The organism is Nocardioides zhouii (genome assembly GCF_004137345.1).
Lineage (GTDB): Bacteria > Actinomycetota > Actinomycetes > Propionibacteriales > Nocardioidaceae > Nocardioides > Nocardioides zhouii.
In genome coordinates this window covers 1-15019 of the sequence record NZ_SDWV01000018.1, presented here as the reverse complement: position 1 = coordinate 15019, position 15019 = coordinate 1, and the positions used below count along the sequence as shown (strand labels likewise).

At 70.7% G+C, this 15019-nt stretch carries 13 protein-coding genes; 2 read left to right on the top strand and 11 right to left on the bottom strand.

What is annotated here, in order from left to right; all coding sequences use genetic code 11:
* Nucleotides 1-2: 2 nt before the first annotated feature.
* The 7 genes from EUA94_RS16040 to kdd all read right to left on the bottom strand — a co-directional run bounded on the left by EUA94_RS16040 (nucleotide 3) and on the right by kdd (nucleotide 7048).
* Complete coding sequence (locus EUA94_RS16040) at nucleotides 3-542, bottom strand: FxsA family protein (RefSeq protein ID WP_129427899.1); 540 nt, start codon at nucleotides 540-542, stop codon at nucleotides 3-5.
* Nucleotides 539-1261 (bottom strand): polyprenol monophosphomannose synthase, encoded by a 723-nt coding sequence (locus EUA94_RS16035; RefSeq protein WP_129427981.1) that lies wholly within the window; start codon nucleotides 1259-1261, stop codon nucleotides 539-541. Before EUA94_RS16035 ends, EUA94_RS16040 begins: the two co-directional genes overlap by 4 nt.
* Nucleotides 1262-1287: 26 nt before the next feature.
* Nucleotides 1288-2829 carry an apolipoprotein N-acyltransferase gene (gene lnt / locus EUA94_RS16030; protein WP_129427898.1) on the bottom strand — a complete coding sequence of 514 codons (1542 nt, stop codon included), beginning with the start codon at nucleotides 2827-2829 and terminating at the stop codon, nucleotides 1288-1290.
* 397 nt (nucleotides 2830-3226) lie between these two features.
* The gene (gene kal, locus EUA94_RS16025; RefSeq protein WP_129427897.1) at nucleotides 3227-3637 is read right to left on the bottom strand and encodes a 3-aminobutyryl-CoA ammonia lyase; all 411 of its coding nucleotides are present in this window, start codon (nucleotides 3635-3637) and stop codon (nucleotides 3227-3229) included.
* Nucleotides 3634-4383 (bottom strand): lysine 5,6-aminomutase subunit beta, encoded by a 750-nt coding sequence (gene kamE / locus EUA94_RS16020; RefSeq protein WP_129427896.1) that lies wholly within the window; start codon nucleotides 4381-4383, stop codon nucleotides 3634-3636. Before kamE ends, kal begins: the two co-directional genes overlap by 4 nt.
* Nucleotides 4380-5966 (bottom strand): lysine 5,6-aminomutase subunit alpha, encoded by a 1587-nt coding sequence (gene kamD, locus EUA94_RS16015; protein ID WP_129427895.1) that lies wholly within the window; start codon nucleotides 5964-5966, stop codon nucleotides 4380-4382. The genes kamE and kamD overlap by 4 nt, the downstream gene beginning before the upstream one ends.
* On the bottom strand, nucleotides 5966-7048 hold the full coding sequence (kdd, locus tag EUA94_RS16010) for an L-erythro-3,5-diaminohexanoate dehydrogenase (protein WP_129427894.1): 1083 nt from the start codon (nucleotides 7046-7048) through the stop codon (nucleotides 5966-5968). Before kdd ends, kamD begins: the two co-directional genes overlap by 1 nt.
* Before the next feature lie 162 nt (nucleotides 7049-7210).
* On the opposite strand from kdd, the gene EUA94_RS16005 reads away from it, so the two are divergent.
* On the top strand, nucleotides 7211-8677 hold the full coding sequence (locus tag EUA94_RS16005) for a KamA family radical SAM protein (protein WP_207210580.1): 1467 nt from the start codon (nucleotides 7211-7213) through the stop codon (nucleotides 8675-8677).
* 469 nt (nucleotides 8678-9146) lie between these two features.
* A complete protein-coding gene (locus EUA94_RS16000; RefSeq protein ID WP_129427893.1) occupies nucleotides 9147-9851 on the top strand; it encodes a hypothetical protein in 705 nt (234 codons plus the stop codon).
* 3 nt (nucleotides 9852-9854) lie between these two features.
* Here EUA94_RS16000 and EUA94_RS15995 read toward each other — a convergent pair whose 3' ends face one another.
* From EUA94_RS15995 to EUA94_RS15980, 4 genes are all read right to left on the bottom strand, one after another.
* The gene (locus EUA94_RS15995; RefSeq protein ID WP_129427892.1) at nucleotides 9855-10499 is read right to left on the bottom strand and encodes a maleylpyruvate isomerase family mycothiol-dependent enzyme; all 645 of its coding nucleotides are present in this window, start codon (nucleotides 10497-10499) and stop codon (nucleotides 9855-9857) included.
* 212 nt (nucleotides 10500-10711) lie between these two features.
* Nucleotides 10712-11164, bottom strand: a complete 453-nt coding sequence (locus EUA94_RS15990) for an Lrp/AsnC family transcriptional regulator (RefSeq protein WP_129427891.1) — start codon at nucleotides 11162-11164, stop codon at nucleotides 10712-10714.
* 10 nt (nucleotides 11165-11174) lie between these two features.
* On the bottom strand, nucleotides 11175-12116 hold the full coding sequence (locus EUA94_RS15985; RefSeq protein ID WP_165356931.1) for a 5'-3' exonuclease: 942 nt from the start codon (nucleotides 12114-12116) through the stop codon (nucleotides 11175-11177).
* Nucleotides 12117-12129: 13 nt separating this feature from the next.
* Nucleotides 12130-14856, bottom strand: coding sequence for a DEAD/DEAH box helicase (locus EUA94_RS15980; protein ID WP_129427978.1), 2727 nt, complete (start codon nucleotides 14854-14856; stop codon nucleotides 12130-12132).
* Nucleotides 14857-15019 lie beyond the last annotated feature (163 nt).

The following is a 15019-nucleotide window of genomic DNA, read 5'->3' as shown; positions in this document are numbered from 1 at the left end:
GCTCACTCGACCACGTCGCCCCGGACCACCGGGCCCTCGGGCCCAGGTCCGGGGCGTCTGCCATTTCCCGGGCCAGCGCTGCCCGAGTCGAAGCCGGGTCCGAACCCGGCACCGAAGGTGGGCACGACGACCAGCCGGCGCTCGACCACCGAGGTGAGCAGCCGCCGGGCGACGGGTCGCGTGAAGGGCAGGATCAGCAGGATGCCGGCCAGGTCGAGCACGAAGCCCGGGCTCAGCATGAGCGTGCCACCGATGAGGATGAGAGCGCCGTCGGCGAGCTCGCGCGCCGGCATCCGCCCCTGCTGCAGGGCCTGGCGCAGCGCGGCCCACGCGCGGCCGCCCTCGCGCTTGATCAGCCACGCGCCGATCATCGAGTCGAGCACCAGCAGGGCGATGGTCCACCACGGACCGACGAGCTGGCCGACCTGCAGGATCGCCCAGATCTCCGCGAGCGGGATGAGGACGAAGGCGGCGACCAGCACGGGGCGTAGCCACCCGCGACGGCGGGTCGGCGTACGCCGTGGTGCGGCCGGGTGGCTCATGGCCGGTTCCGCCCCCGGCGCAACCGGGCGCGGCGCTCGGACAGGCCCCAGCGGGTGATCAGCTTGAGCGACTCGCTCGCGACCTGGCCGCTCATCTTGGAGTCGCCGCGCTCGCGCTCGATGAACTCGATCGGCACCTCCGCGACGGTGAGCCCGCGGGTCACCGTGCGGTAGGCGAGGTCGGTCTGGAACACGTATCCAGTAGACAGCACCGATCCAAGGTCGATCGTCTCCAGCGTGGAGCGGCGGAAGAGCCGGAAGCCGGCAGTGGCGTCCTTGACCTTGATGCCGAGGAGCAGGCGCACGTAGAGGTTGCCGCCGCGCGAGAGCGCGAGCCGCTGGAGCGGCCAGTTGACCACCGACCCGCCGGGCACGTAGCGCGAGCCGATGACCAGGTCCGCGGTGCGCAGCGCGTCGAGCAGGAGGTGGAGCTGCTCGGGCTGGTGGGAGCCGTCGGCGTCCATCTCGCCGATCACGTCGTAGCCGGCCTTCAGCGCCACGTCGAAGCCGTTGAGGTAGGCCGCACCCAGCCCGGCCTTCTCGGTGCGGTGCACGACAGAGATCGCCGCGTCCGCGTCCGCCATCCGGTCGGCCAGCTTCCCCGTGCCGTCCGGGCTGTTGTCGTCCACGACCATCACGTCGACGCCCGGTTGCGCGGCGCGCAGCCGCCCCACGATCCACTCGAGGTTCTCGACCTCGTTGTAGGTCGGGATCACCATCACGCACCGCCCGAGGCCTTCGACGCTCACGCTGGGTCACTCCGCTCCACGATCGGGTCGACGGCGTGGTCGCCGTGACGGCGACGACGATAGGTGATCGCGACGAGTGCCGTGTGCAGGACCAGGAATCCGAGCGCCAGCCGCCCCGGCCAGACCCCGAGCCGCACGGCGGGTGTGATCGTGGTGCTCAGCCCGACGGTCTCGACGAGGACCTCCTGGCCGCGGGCCGGGACGGACGCGACAACCTCGCCGTCGGGGCTGACGACGCCGGAGATGCCGTTGACGGCCGCGACGACCACCCAGCGCCCGGTCTCCTGGGCGCGCAGCCGGCTGATCTCGAACTGCTGGGCGAGCTGACCGGTCCGGCTGAACATCGCGTTGCTGGTCTGCACCGTCACCAGCTCGGCGCCGCGCGCCACCTGGCCACCGATGCCGTCGTCGTACGCCACGTCGAAGCAGATCGCGTCGGCCACGCGGACGTCCCCGATGCGGATCGGCTCGAGGCTGGTGCCGCGCACCATGTCGCGCGGGACCATCGTCAGCTTGCCGTACGTCGCGGGGATCAGGCTGCCGCGGAACGGGATGTACTCGCCGTACGGCACCGGGTGGAGCTTGGTGTAGCGGTCGCCGCTGCCCAGCCCGGGGCGGTAGACGATGCCCTGGTTGAGCACGTGCGTCTCGTCGAGCGGGTCGCCCGAGACACCGCCGACGAGCACCGGGACGCCGATCGCGTCGGAGGCCGCGATGATGCCGGCGTGGACGCCCTCGTCCGTAAAGGGGTCGACGGCCGTCGAGTTCTCCGGCCACACCACGAAGTCGGGCTGGGGCTGCTCCCCCAGCGCCACCGCTCCCGCGAGCTCCTCGGTGAGCCGGACGTGGTTGGCCGTCACCTCGCGGTGGTGCGCCACGACGTCGAGGCCCGTGCCGGGCACGTTGCCCTGGACGGCGGCCACGGTGGTGGTGCCGGACTCGACGACCTGGAACGGCACGAGGACGGGTGCGACCGTGACGACCGCGAGCCCGGCGACGACGGCGTACGTCGTGCGGTCGACGGTGCTGTCGCGCAGCTGCAGCAGCACCCAGGCGAGGCTCGTCCCGGTGAGGGCGACGAGGAGGCTGACGCCGGTCATCCCGATCCACGGGAGCGACTCCGCCCAGGGGGTGTCCGCGGTGGCGTAGACGAGCCGACCGAATGGCATCCCGCTGAAGGGGAAGCCGCTGCGCCAGGTCTCGACGCCGACCCACCACAGGGCCGTCCAGAGGGGCCACGCGCGGTGTCGCATGCTCCAGGCCAGCCCGACGCCCAGCGGCACGAAGAAGGACGCCTCGAGGGCGCACATGGCGATCCACGCGTCGGTGCCGACCGAGCGCATCCACACCATCACGGCGTAGGCGAAGGTGATGCCGAAGAGCAGGCTCGGCAGCCAGGCGGAGCGCGGGCGCAGGCCGCGGACGGACAGCACGAGCGCCGCGATCGCGGGAGGCATCAACCACGAGAACCCGACCGGCTCGAAGGCGGCCGCGAGCACGAGTCCGCCGACCAGGGCGACGAGGCAGCGGAGCGGCACGTCCCAGACCGTAGCCGACGTACGAGCGCCTGCAGGGTGCGGGAGGAACGCCGGGGCTTCGGACCAACACGCGACCGACTGGCTGTCGATCGCGCGAAGTTGTCTACGGCTCCGTGGTTCCTCCCGCATCCGGCCCTCGCAGGGCGCGCTCGACAAGACGCCGGACGGTGGGCATCGCTGGCTTCGCGTACCCCACGTCGGACCTCCCGCTGCCGAAGGCGCCACCCACGAGCTGCACAGGCGGACGACCGCACCCTGCCCCGCGGGAGTGGGAGTGTCAACACGTGCGTGACCTGCACGAATGCGCGAAACCGCAGGTCAAGGAGGGGTGTTCACGCCGAAACTCGGATCGTTAAAACTGCGCCGCTCGGCGTGTCGCTGGATGACACGCCGAGGGTCAGCTCGCGGTGCGGTCCGGGGCGGGGGGTACGACCACGGTGCCGGTCGCGGTGGTGGCGACGACCGGCGGGTCGAGGACCTCCGCGGCACCGGGCGCGTCGTCCGTCGGGGCACCGCGGCCGATGACGTGGACGGCGAACTCCATCACCCGGCTGCGGGTGCCCTCCTTGACCAGGGTGGCCGTGATCTCGAGGACGTCGCCGGCCCGGACCGGGGCCTTGAACTGGACGTCGGAGTAGGACGCGAAGAGTCCCTCGTCGCCGTCGAGGACGATGCACATCTCGGTCGCGACGTCGCCGAACAGGGCGAGGCTGTAGGCGCCGTCGACCAGGTTGCCGGCGTAGTGGGCGTGGGAGTACGGCACGTAGCGACGGTGGGTCACGACGGTGCCGACGCGGCTGGTGCTCATGACGCTTCCTTCGTGGTCGGGGTGGACGTGAGGCGGTGCACGATGAACGAGGCGACCTCGCCCGGCGTCGTACCCCGTGTGAAGACGCGGTCGACACCGAGCTCGCCGGCCATGGTCTCGTCGAAGCGTGGACCGCCGACGACGAGGAGCGGGCGCTTGGCGGGCGGGTAGGCCTCGCGGAAGGCCGCCGACATCTCGCGGGTGTTGAGCAGGTGGGCGTCGCGCTGGGTGACGACCTGGGAGACGAGGACGGCGTCGGCCTTCTCCTCGCGGGCCGCCTCGACGAGCTGCGGCACCGAGACCTGCGCGCCGAGGTTCACGACCTTGAGCTCGCGGTAGTACTCGAGGCCCTTCTCGCCCGCGAAGCCCTTGATGTTGAGGATCGCGTCGATGCCGACGGTGTGGGCGTCGGTGCCGATGCATCCGCCCACCACGACCAGGCGGCGGCGCATCGATCGCTTGATCGCGGCGTTGGCCTCCTTGGGCGTCAGCAGCGGGTAGTCGCGCTCGACGACCTCGACCGTGCTCGGGTCGACGAGGTGGTTGACCCGGCCGTAGACGACGAAGAACGTGAAGCCCTCCCCCATCGGCTTGGCGTGCACGACGAGCGCGGGGTCCATGCCCATCTTGTTGGCGAGCTGGACCGCGGCGCCCTCGGCGACCTTGGAGTGCTCGATGGGGAGGGTGAAGGACAGCTGCACCATGCCGTCGCCGGTGGTGTCGCCGTACGGGCGGATGAGGTTCACTTCGCCTCCAGGATCTCGGTCGCCGGGTTGTAGTAGTCCGACGCCTTGCGCGCCACGCCGTCGAGGCCGCGGCCCTTGTGGGGCGGCCGCTTCATCAGGCCGAAGGTGCCGTCCGCGATCGCGGAGAGCAGCGGCGGCTGGCCCTTGACCGTACGGTCGTCCTTGATCTCCTCGAGGAGGGCGACGGCCTCGCCGAGCACCTCGCGGGCCCGGTTGGCGATGAAGCCGTCGGGCGCGGGCCGGAAGTCCTCGTGCAGCTTGCCCGCGGCGTTCATGACGTACCGGACGTTCTGCAGGGCGAGGTCGCGGTCGGAGATCCACGGCGTCACGACCGCCTCGGTCATCATCCCGACGAGCAGGATCCCCTGGCCGGTGAGGGCACCGACGAGGTTGAAGAAGCCGTCGAGCAGGTAGCCCTTGAAGATGTCGCCGGTCATGTGGCGCGTCGGAGGCATCCACTTGAGGGGCGCGTCGGGGAACAGCTCGCGGGCGAGCATCGCGTGGGCGAGCTCGAGGCGGAACGAGTCGGGCACCTCGGGGTCGATCTCGAAGGCGTGGCCGAGACCGAGCTGCCAGTCCTCGAGCCCGGCCTCCTTGGCGAAGTACTCGTTGAGCAGCTGGCTCGTCGTCACCGTGTGCGCGGCCTCGATGGCGTCGGCCGTGGTGAGGTAGTTGTCCTCGCCGGTGTTGATGATGATTCCGGCGCGGGCGTGGACCTGACGGCTGAAGCGCTGGTCGACGAACGTACGGATCGGGTTGATGTCGCGGAAGAGGATCCCGTACATCGAGTCGTTGAGCATCATGTCGAGCCGCTCGAGGCCGGCCAGCGCCGCGATCTCCGGCATGCAGAGGCCGGAGGCGTAGTTGGTGAGCCGGACGTAGCGGCCGAGCTCCCGCGACGTCTCGTCGAGTGCGGCGCGCATCAGGCGGAAGTTCTCCTGGGTGGCGTACGTGCCGGCGAACCCCTCACGGGTGGCGCCCTCGGGCACGAAGTCCAGCAGCGACTGGCCGGTGGAGCGGATCACCGCGATCACGTCGGCGCCCTCGCGGGCGGCCGCCTGGGCCTGCGGGATGTCCTCCATGATGTCGCCGGTCGCGACGATGAGGTAGATCCACGGCTTGCTCGGCGCGTCGCCGATCTTGGCGATCATCTTCTCGCGCGAGGCGCGCTGCCGGTCGATCTGCTTGATGCCGGCGCCGACCGCCTTGCGCGACGCTGACGTCGCGCGGGTCGCGTCCCGGCCCTCGGGGATCCGGAACGTCACCGACCCGGCGGCCGCCTTCTGCGCGAGGGTGAGCAGGTCGTCGGCCTCGCCGCGGAGCAGCGCGTCCCAGACGGGCAGGCTGACGCCGTGCTCGAGCCCGACGTCGGCGCGTACGGCGTCGGCAAGGCGGTTGACCCACGGCGTGCCGTCGGGGTCGGCGCCGCCGAGTCCCGCCAGGCGCAGCGTGGCCCGCTCGACCGAGACGGTCGTGTGCTGGGTGGCCAGGTCGACGATCGGCTTGCCGACCTGACGGGCGAGGGTGCGCGCCCGGCGTACGTCGGCGGTGTCGATGCCGAGCTGGCTGGTCCGCTTCGCCATCAGAGCCTCCGCTCGAAGAGTCCGCGGACGCCGGCGTCGGCGCGGAGCAGCTCCATCGCGTACGCCGCGTGACCGGGGACGTAGCCGTTGCCGACGAGCATCCGGACGTCGGCGGCGAGGCCCTCGGCGCCGAGCGCGGCGGCGCTGAAGCTGGTGGCCATGGAGAAGAAGATGACGGTGCCGCCCTCCGCGGTGGCGAGGATCGCCCCGCCCTCGCAGCCGGGGACGTCGACGCAGACGACGGTCACGTCCGCAGGTCCACCCGCCGCGCTGACCGCGTCGCGCAGCGCGATCGGGTCGCGGGCGTCGGCGATCGTCACCGCGTCGGCGAGGCCGGCTCCGGCGAGCAGGTCGTGCTCGGCCTCGTGCGGCACGACGCCGATGGTGCGCGCCGCGCCCGCGGCACGGGCGGCGGCCAGGCTCAGCGAGCCGGACTTGCCCGCACCACCGATGACGGTGACGGTCGGCGCGCTGGTCCCATTAAGGGTGGCGCGGTCGACGTACTCCCCCACCACGCGCGCGGTCAGGGCCGGTGCGCCGCACACGTCCATCACGCTGAGCGACAGCGCGGGGTCGAGGTCGTCAGGGATGACCGCAGCGATGGAGCGGCCGAAGAGCACGGCGTAGCCGTCGCACGGCACCTGCTCGCTGTGGCCGTCCCAGCTCGCGAGCTCGTCCTCGATGACCAGCGGGGTCAGCGTGAGGCTGACGAGCGTGGCCACCCGGTCGCCGACCGCGAGGCCGAGCGGGGAGTCGGGACCGACCTCCTCGACGGTGCCGACGAGCATGCCGCCCGAGCCCGTCACGGGGTTCTGCATCTTGCCGCGCGAGGCGACGATGTCGAGCACCTCGGCGCGTACGGCGGCCCCGTCGGTCTCGCCGTACTTCGTGTGCGTGCGCTCGAGCTGGCGGAACGACGCCGCGTCGAGGTTGAGCCTCTCCACGCGGACCCTGACCTCGTCGGGCCAGAGGTCGGCGCGGGTGTCGAGGCGCTGTGCGGCCTGCGGCAGCACGACTCGGTCGTCCAGCACACGGTGCAGGCCGGTGGGATCTCCGGTGCGGAGCTCCGTCGACGGATTCATAACAGGTGATCCTTCTCGTCTATCCCCACAACAGCAGCAAATCTTGCGGCGTGGCATTGGACTGGCCGCACGTTCTCCACGTACTCTTTCAGATGTGTCGCCGCACACACAACCGGCGCGCCGCGACACTGCCTCACCGACGCAGAACCCCCGAGGAGAACCATGAGCATCGAGACCGCCAGCCGACCGGGCATGGCCCTCGCCACCGGCCAGCCCTACCCCTACCAGCGCGTCGAGCTCGTCGAGCCGGACTGGACCCGGTTCCCGGGGTGGAAGGATGTCACCGCCGAGGAGTGGGCGTCGGTCCAGTGGCAGCGCGCCCACTGCATCAAGAACGTCAAGCAGTTCCGCGAGCTGATGGGCGACCTCGTCGACGAGCGGTTCTACGCCGACCTCGAGCGCGACCAGGCCGAGCGGGCCACGATGTCGATGCTCGTGCCGCCGCAGATGATGAACACGATGGCGCCGGACGTCGAGCCGCACGGGGCCGGGTCGCTCACCGACGCGTTCTACGCCGACCCGATCCGTCACTACATGATCCCGGTGTTCTCGGACCGTCGCACCGACTGGTCCTCCCACCCGCACGCCGCGCGCGACTCGCTCCACGAGCACGACATGTGGGCGACCGAGGGGCTGACCCACCGCTACCCGACGAAGGTGCTCGCCGAGCTGCTCCCGACGTGCCCCCAGTACTGCGGCCACTGCACGCGCATGGACCTGGTCGGCAACTCGACGCCGGTCATCGAGAAGCTGAAGTTCGGCGGCAAGCCCAACGACCGCATCGGCGACATGCTCGACTACCTGCGTCGTACGCCGTCCGTGCGCGACGTCGTGGTGTCCGGCGGCGACGTGGCCAACATGCCGTGGCCCCGTCTCGAGGCGTTCCTCACCCAGGTGATGGAGATCGAGAACATCCGCGACATCCGGCTCGCGACGAAGGCCCTCATCGGCCTCCCGCAGCACTGGCTGCAGCCCGACGTCGTCGAGGGCGTCAACCGGGTCGCCACGATCGCCCGCTCGCGCGGCGTCTCGCTGGCGATGCACACCCACACCAACCACGCGAACTCCGTCACGCCGATCGTCGCCGAGGCGACCCGCGCGATGCTCGACGCCGGCCTGCGCGACGTACGCAACCAAGGGGTGCTGCTCAACGGCGTCAACGCCGACCCGCACGCGCTCCTCGACCTGTGCTTCCGCCTCCTCGACGGCGCGCAGATCATGCCCTACTACTTCTACATGTGCGACATGATCCCGTTCTCGGAGCACTGGCGGGTCTCGGTCGCCGACGCCCAGCGGTTGCAGCACCACATCATGGGCTACCTCCCGGGCTTCGCGACCCCGCGCATCGTGTGCGACGTGCCGTTCGTCGGCAAGCGGTGGGTGCACCAGCTCGCCGACTACGACACCGAGCGCGGCATCTCCTACTGGACGAAGAACTACCGCACGTCCATCGAGTCCGACGACGCCGACGCCCTGTCGCGCCACTACGAGTATTACGACCCGATCCACACCCTCCCCGCCGCCGGCCAGCAGTGGTGGGAGCAGCACGGCCGCCTCGACGAGGCCTCGCTCAAGGCCGCCGAGATGGCCGAGGCGTCGCGCCGTACGGCCGCGCTCCAGGCCTACTGACGCCTCCTTCTGCAGGAGTCCCCGCCTAAGCGGTGACTCCTGCACAGGTCGGCCGTTGCAACGGCCCAACCGCGTCGGAGTTCGCGCACCTCCACCGGCGCCCCGGCCCGGGCGTGGGCCGGCTTCTGTCCACAAGACGGCCCGCGCGTGCCTCGTCCACAGGGCAAGCAGGCGTCACGCCCGCGGTGTCCGCGCGCTCGTTCATGTTCGTCCCATGGACAACGGTGAGAACTTCCCGATCGGCCTGCACGACGTCTGGCTCCGGCGCGAGCTCATCGACGCGGGATGAAGCGACCGCGACATCGCGCGGTCCCTCGCGTGCGGACTCATCGATCGCCTGCGCTACGGGGCCTACGTCGATCACCAGCTCTGGGCGTTGCTCGACTCTGACCGGGACCGACACCGCGCACGGGCACGAGCGGTGCTCAGGACGGCGCACCCGGCCAGCGTCCTCACGCACCAGTCGGCCATGGCGGAGCACCTCGACTCCCTGTGGCGCCTCTGCCTCGACGACGTCGCCCTGACCCGGACCGACGGCGTGGCCGGGCGACACGAGGCAGGGATCGTCCACCACTCCGGCAGCTTGCACCTGCCCGACATCACCTTTCGTCACGGCGTGCCCGTCTCCAGCGCGGCCAGAACCGCGATCGAAATCTTGACCACGAGCGACTCCGAGCTCGGATTCTGCATGCTCAACGCCCTGCTTCACGCTCGGCGTACGACCTTGGCCGAGGTCCGCGAGGTGGCCGCGCGCACCGAGCACTGGCCCAACACCCTCGGCGTACGCATCGCTCTCGGTCTCGCCAACCCCAAGCTGTCGAGCATCGCGGAGAGCAGGACCTTCCACCTGCTCTATCGGGAGAACATCCTCCTTCCCGAGCCCCAGGTGGACGTCTTCGACGCCCACGGCAGGCTGCTGGGTCGGGTGGACTTCGTCTGGCGACGGCACGGCGTGTTCCTCGAGTTCGACGGTCGGCTCAAGTACCTGCTGCACCGCCGCAAGGGCGAGTCCCTCGCGGACTACGTCATGCGTGAGAAGCAGCGGGAGGAGCGCATCTGTCAGGAGACTGGGTGGATCTGCATCCGGATCGGATGGGCTGATCTCGAGAACTTCAAGGCGACCGCGCAGCGCATCCGGGCAATCCTGGCCAAGCGGTCACCGGCGGCCGCCTGAGTGTCAGAGGCGGAAGCCAAGGACCTTCGCGCCCGGACCCGCAAGCTCATCGGGCGTCACCGGGCGACCATAGAGAAGACGTGCGATCGCCTCGGCTGAGGCAGTCACCTCTGGCCCTTCTCCACGAGACCACTCGACGTCGCGCGCCACCAGGCGTACGCCCTCGATCCGACGAGCGGCGTTGCCTCCGACGACACCGTTCAAGGGCCACGGGGTCTGCAGCACGAACTCGCCCACTGGGCCGAGGGCGTCTGCAGGGATCGGGTGTGTGAGCCCGAGCGGACGTCGTACGTCGATCCCGTGTACGACGGCGTCAGCGAGGGCGGCCACAGTGGGCATGCCGATCGGCTTCGCGCCGGACTCCAGGTTGCGCTCGAGCTGATCCATGATCCGGGTACGTCCGCGCTCGCTCCAGCCCACTGCCGTGGCGGCGATCATCCGGTTCACGGACAGCCTGTTGCGAAGCATCGCGACAGCTCCGGCTGCCGGCCCCAGGACCGGCGCCCACGCCAGGTGCGCGGCGACGTCGATGACTCTCCACCCGCTGCACAGCGACTGCTCGTCCCACTGCTCGGTCGACAGGGACCCCAGCGTGTCCAGGAAGCCCCGGCGTTCTCGCCGCACCAGGTCGGTCAACGGGGTCGTCATCGGCGGGCTCCTCGTCACGGGTGTCGACGAACGGGTTCGGGTGCAGCGCACCTGTACGGGCCCCGTGAACGTACCTCTCGGCTGACGACCGAGGAAGGCCTCGAGGATCCCACTGGTCACACACCTCGGCTGACTCTTGCGCTGTTGGGCTGTTGCGAAGGCCTACCCGCGCGGGAGTCACCGCCTAAGCGGTGACTCCGACAAAAGAACGGCTACTCCACCGGGCGGTTCTCGTACGGCGTGGAGAGGACGATGGTGGTCCGGGTCGAGACGCCGGCGGCACCACGGATACGGGCGAGCAGGTCCTCGAGGTCGCGAGGGGTGGCGACCCGGATCTTGAGGATGTAGGACTCGTCGCCGGCGACCGACCAGCACGACTCGATCTCAGGGATGCCCTCGAGGCGCTCGGGGTAGTCGTCGGGCTGGGACGGGTCGATCGGCGTGATCGAGATGAACGCCGTCAGCGGGCGGCCGAGCTGGTCGTGGTCGACGGTCGCGCCGTAGCCGAGGATCAGGCCGCGCTGCTCGAGCCGCTTGACGCGCTGGTGCACCGCCGAGGTGGACAGGTCGGTCGCCTTGCCGAGGTCGGTGTAGGACATCCGGCCGTCAGCCGCCAGCAGGGACAGGATCTGGCGGTCCTTGGACTCGACGTCGGAGGTGCTCACGCGGGTCAGACTAGTCGGAGCCGGACAGCGCCTGCACGAGACGTACGGCCGACTGACCGAGGTCCCAGCGCTGGTCGAGCGCGACGACGGCGTCGTGGTCGGCGGGCGTACGCGGGCGGGTCAGGTCGGGCGACCCGAGGTCGAGGTCGCGGCGTACGGCGACCACCCGGGGCGCGACGGCGAGGTAGTCGGCAGCGGCCTTGATCTTCCCGCGCGGACCGGGGCCCATGTCGGAGTCGGGATCGGCGGCCGCTTCGACCACGCCCCCGACCGTGCCGAACCGGTTGAGCAGCGTCGCGGCGGTCTTGTCGCCCACGCCGGCCACGCCCGGCAGCCCGTCGGACGCATCGCCCCGCAGCGTCGCGAGGTCGGCGTACTGGTCGGCGTCGACGCCGTACTTCGCGCGCACCCACGCGTTGTCGACACGCTCGTGCTTGCTGACCCCGCGGGCGACGTAGAGCACCCGCACCGCCGCCTCGTCGTCGACGAGCTGGAAGAGGTCGCGGTCGCCGGTGACGATGTCGACCGGCATGCCGGCACCGGTCGCCAGGGTGCCGATGACGTCGTCGGCCTCCATCTCGGCGTGCCCGACCTTCGCGATGCCGTAGGCCTCGAGCACGGACTCGATGATCGGGATCTGCGTCTCGAGGGGGTCGGGCACCTCCTCGACGTCCGGTCGCGGGCCGGGGATCGCCCTGACGACGCGGTGCGACTTGTACGACGGGATCAGGTCGACGCGCCACTGCGGGCGCCAGTCGTCGTCCCAGCAGCACGCCAGGTGCGTCGGGTCATACTCCCCCAGGAGCCGGCTGATGAAGTCCATGAGCCCGCGCACCGCGTTGACCGGGGTGCCGTCGGGTGCGCGCAGCGAATCGGGGACGCCGAAGAACGCGCGGAAGTAGAGCGACGCGGTGTCGAGCAGCAGGAGGCGCTGGTCGGAGGAAGCGGTCATGTCAGGCACCCTCTCACTCGGCCAGCACGCTGTAGGCGATCACGCCCCGCTTGAGCGACTTCGCCGCGGCTCGCGCGGTGGAGCGGAGCGGGCTGTCGCCGGCCGCGTCGGCCACCTGCCCGCAGAGGTCGAGCAGCTGCTTCATCCAGCGGACGAAGTCGCCCGCCGAGAGTCCGGTCACCCGAAGCACGTCGTCGAGGTCGTCGCCCTCGGCCCAGCGCCAGGCCGCCCAGGCGAACCCCATGTCGGGCTCGCGGAGGAAGTCGAGCTTGTGGTCGCGCTCGAGGGCGTCGAGCTGACCCCATACGCGTACGAGCTCGGCGAGCGCCGGCCGCACCTGCCCGCCGGGCATCTTCGGCGACGACGCGTCGTCCGCTCGGCGCGCCTCGAAGACCAGCGCGGACAGCACCGCGGCGAGCTCGGACGGAGCCAGCTCGTCGAAGAGCCCCGCCCGGATCGCCTCGGCGGCGACGAGGTCCATGTCGGTGTAGATGCGCCGCAGGTGGGAGCCCTGCTCGGTCACCTTGTCGCCGTCGAGGTAGCCCAGCGCCGTCAGCACGTCGCAGACGCGGTCGAAGGTGCGCGCGACGGTGTTGGTGCGCGTCTCGACGCGGCGCTTGAGGGTCTCGGTGTCGCGCTCGAGCTTGTAGTAGCGCTCTGCCCAGCGCGCGTGGTCCTCGCGCTCAGGGCACTGGTGGCACGGGTGCGCCTTGAGGTCCGCGCGCAGCCGCCCGATCTCGCGGTCGGCGGGCGAGTCGCCGAATGAGTCCTGCTTCGTACGCCGCGACGGCCCGTCGTTGTCGCGCGGCTTCGCACGCAGCGCCGTCGCGAGGTCGCGCCGCATCGCCGGGTTGCGGCCGTTGAAGGACTTCGGGATCCGCAGCCGGCCAATCGCCTCGACCGGCACCGGGAAGTCCATCGCGGCAAGGCGCCGCGCCTGCCGGTCGGCCGTCACGACGTACGGCCGCGGCTCGTCGCCGGCGTGCCCTGGGTCGATCACGACTGCCAGTCCGCTGAACTTGCCGGCCGGCACGTTGATGACGTCGCCCGGCTTCAGCCGGCCCAGGGAGTCGAGCGCCTCGGCCCGTCGGTCCTGCCGACGCTCACGGGCCGCGCCCTTCTCGAGGTCGGAGATCTTCCGGCGGAGGCCGGCGTACTCCATGAAGTCGCCGACGTGGCACGTCGCCGCGTCGCGATAGCCGTCGAGCGCCTCCTCGGCCTTGTGCACCTGGCGCGCGAGCCCGACGACCGCCTTGTCGGCCTGGTACTGCGCGAACGACTGCTCCAGCAGCTCGCGCGAGCGCGCCCGGCCGAACTGGTGCACGAGGTTGACGGCCATGTTGTAGGACGGCCGGAACGACGAGCGGAGCGGATACGTACGCGTCGAGGCGAGGCCGGCGACCTCGCGCGGGTTCATCCCGGGCTGATAGAGCACGACGCCGTGGCCCTCGATGTCGAGGCCACGTCGACCGGCTCGCCCGGTGAGCTGCGTGTACTCCCCCGGCGTCAGGTCGGCGTGCGTCTCGCCGTTCCACTTCGACAGCTTCTCGATGACCACCGTGCGGGCCGGCATGTTGATGCCGAGCGCGAGGGTCTCGGTGGCGAAGACGATCTTGACCATCCCTGCCTGGAAGAGCTCCTCCACCACCTGCTTGAAGGCGGGCAGGAGGCCGGCGTGGTGGGCGGCGATGCCGCGGGTCAGCCCGTCGAGGAACTCGTGGTAGCCGAGGACGTGGAGGTCCTCCTCGGGCAGCGCGCGCGACGCCTCCTCCACCCGCATGAAGATGTGGTCGCGCTCGGCGGCCGTGGTGAGCCGGACGTTGGCCCCGACGAGCTGGCTGACCGCCGCGTCGCAGCCGGCGCGGCTGAAGATGAACATGATCGCCGGCAGCAGGCCCTCGCGGTCGAGCCGCTCGACGACCTCGACGCGGCTCGGGATCCACACCCGGCGGCCGCTGCCCTCGGAGCGGGGATTCTTCGACGACCCCGGCTTGCCCTTGCGGGGTGACTTGCGGTCCCGCATCAACCGCGTGCTGGCCCAGTCGTCGCGGGCGATCCGGGTTAGCTCGTCGTTGACCGGCGCCCCCTCCTTCACGAAGCCGGCGCTCGCGTCGACGTCCGAGGACGCGAACAGGTCGAGCAGGCGCCGACCCACCATCACGTGCTGGAAGAGCGGCACCGGCCGCTTCTCCTCCAGGATCGTCGTGGTCTCACCGCGGACGGTCGCCAGCCACTCGCCGAACTCCTCGGCGTTGGAGACGGTGGCCGACAGCGAGACCAGCGTGACCGACTCGGGGAGGTGGATGATGACCTCCTCCCAGACCGCGCCGCGCATCCGGTCGGCGAGGTAGTGCACCTCGTCCATCACGACGTAGCCGAGACCCAGCAGGGTGCGCGAGCTCGCGTAGAGCATGTTGCGCAGCACCTCGGTGGTCATCACGACCACCGGCGCCTCGCCGTTGACGACGTTGTCGCCGGTCAGCAGGCCGACGTTCTCGGCGCCGTAGCGCTTCACCAGGTCGTGGTACTTCTGGTTGGACAGCGCCTTGATCGGTGTTGTGTAGAACGCCTTGCGGCCGGTCTGCAGGGCCAGGTGGATCGCGAACTCGCCGACGATGGTCTTGCCCGAACCGGTGGGCGCCGCGACCAGCACGCCGCGACCGCCCTCGATCTCCTGGCAGGCCCGGATCTGGAAGTCGTCGAGCTCGAAGCCGTAGAGGCCGGAGAACTCCTTGAGCATCGGGTAGGGCTTGTCGCGCTGGAAGGCGGCGTAGCGCTCGGCCGGTGTCGGTTGGTCGCCGGTCCCGTCCGGGGAGTTCAGGGGGGCGCTCACTGGTGCACCATCCTCTTGTCGGTAGTTCCAGATGGGCTGCCGATGCACCCCTGGTCCCCACCGGACCACC

Excerpts from the sequence above, each read along its gene's own strand:
- EUA94_RS16040 (WP_129427899.1), bottom strand. The coding sequence starts at position 542 with ATGAGCCACCCGGCCGCACCACGGCGTACGCCGACCCGCCGTCGCGGG.
- EUA94_RS16035 (WP_129427981.1), bottom strand. The coding sequence starts at position 1,261 with ATGGTGATCCCGACCTACAACGAGGTCGAGAACCTCGAGTGGATCGTG.
- kal (WP_129427897.1), bottom strand. The coding sequence starts at position 3,637 with ATGAGCACCAGCCGCGTCGGCACCGTCGTGACCCACCGTCGCTACGTG.
- kamD (WP_129427895.1), bottom strand. The coding sequence starts at position 5,966 with ATGGCGAAGCGGACCAGCCAGCTCGGCATCGACACCGCCGACGTACGC.
- kdd (WP_129427894.1), bottom strand. The coding sequence starts at position 7,048 with ATGAATCCGTCGACGGAGCTCCGCACCGGAGATCCCACCGGCCTGCAC.
- EUA94_RS16005 (WP_207210580.1), top strand. The coding sequence starts at position 7,211 with ATGAGCATCGAGACCGCCAGCCGACCGGGCATGGCCCTCGCCACCGGC.
- EUA94_RS16000 (WP_129427893.1), top strand. The coding sequence starts at position 9,147 with ATGGCGGAGCACCTCGACTCCCTGTGGCGCCTCTGCCTCGACGACGTC.
- EUA94_RS15995 (WP_129427892.1), bottom strand. The coding sequence starts at position 10,499 with ATGACGACCCCGTTGACCGACCTGGTGCGGCGAGAACGCCGGGGCTTC.
- EUA94_RS15985 (WP_165356931.1), bottom strand. The coding sequence starts at position 12,116 with ATGACCGCTTCCTCCGACCAGCGCCTCCTGCTGCTCGACACCGCGTCG.
- EUA94_RS15980 (WP_129427978.1), bottom strand. The coding sequence starts at position 14,856 with ATGCTCAAGGAGTTCTCCGGCCTCTACGGCTTCGAGCTCGACGACTTC.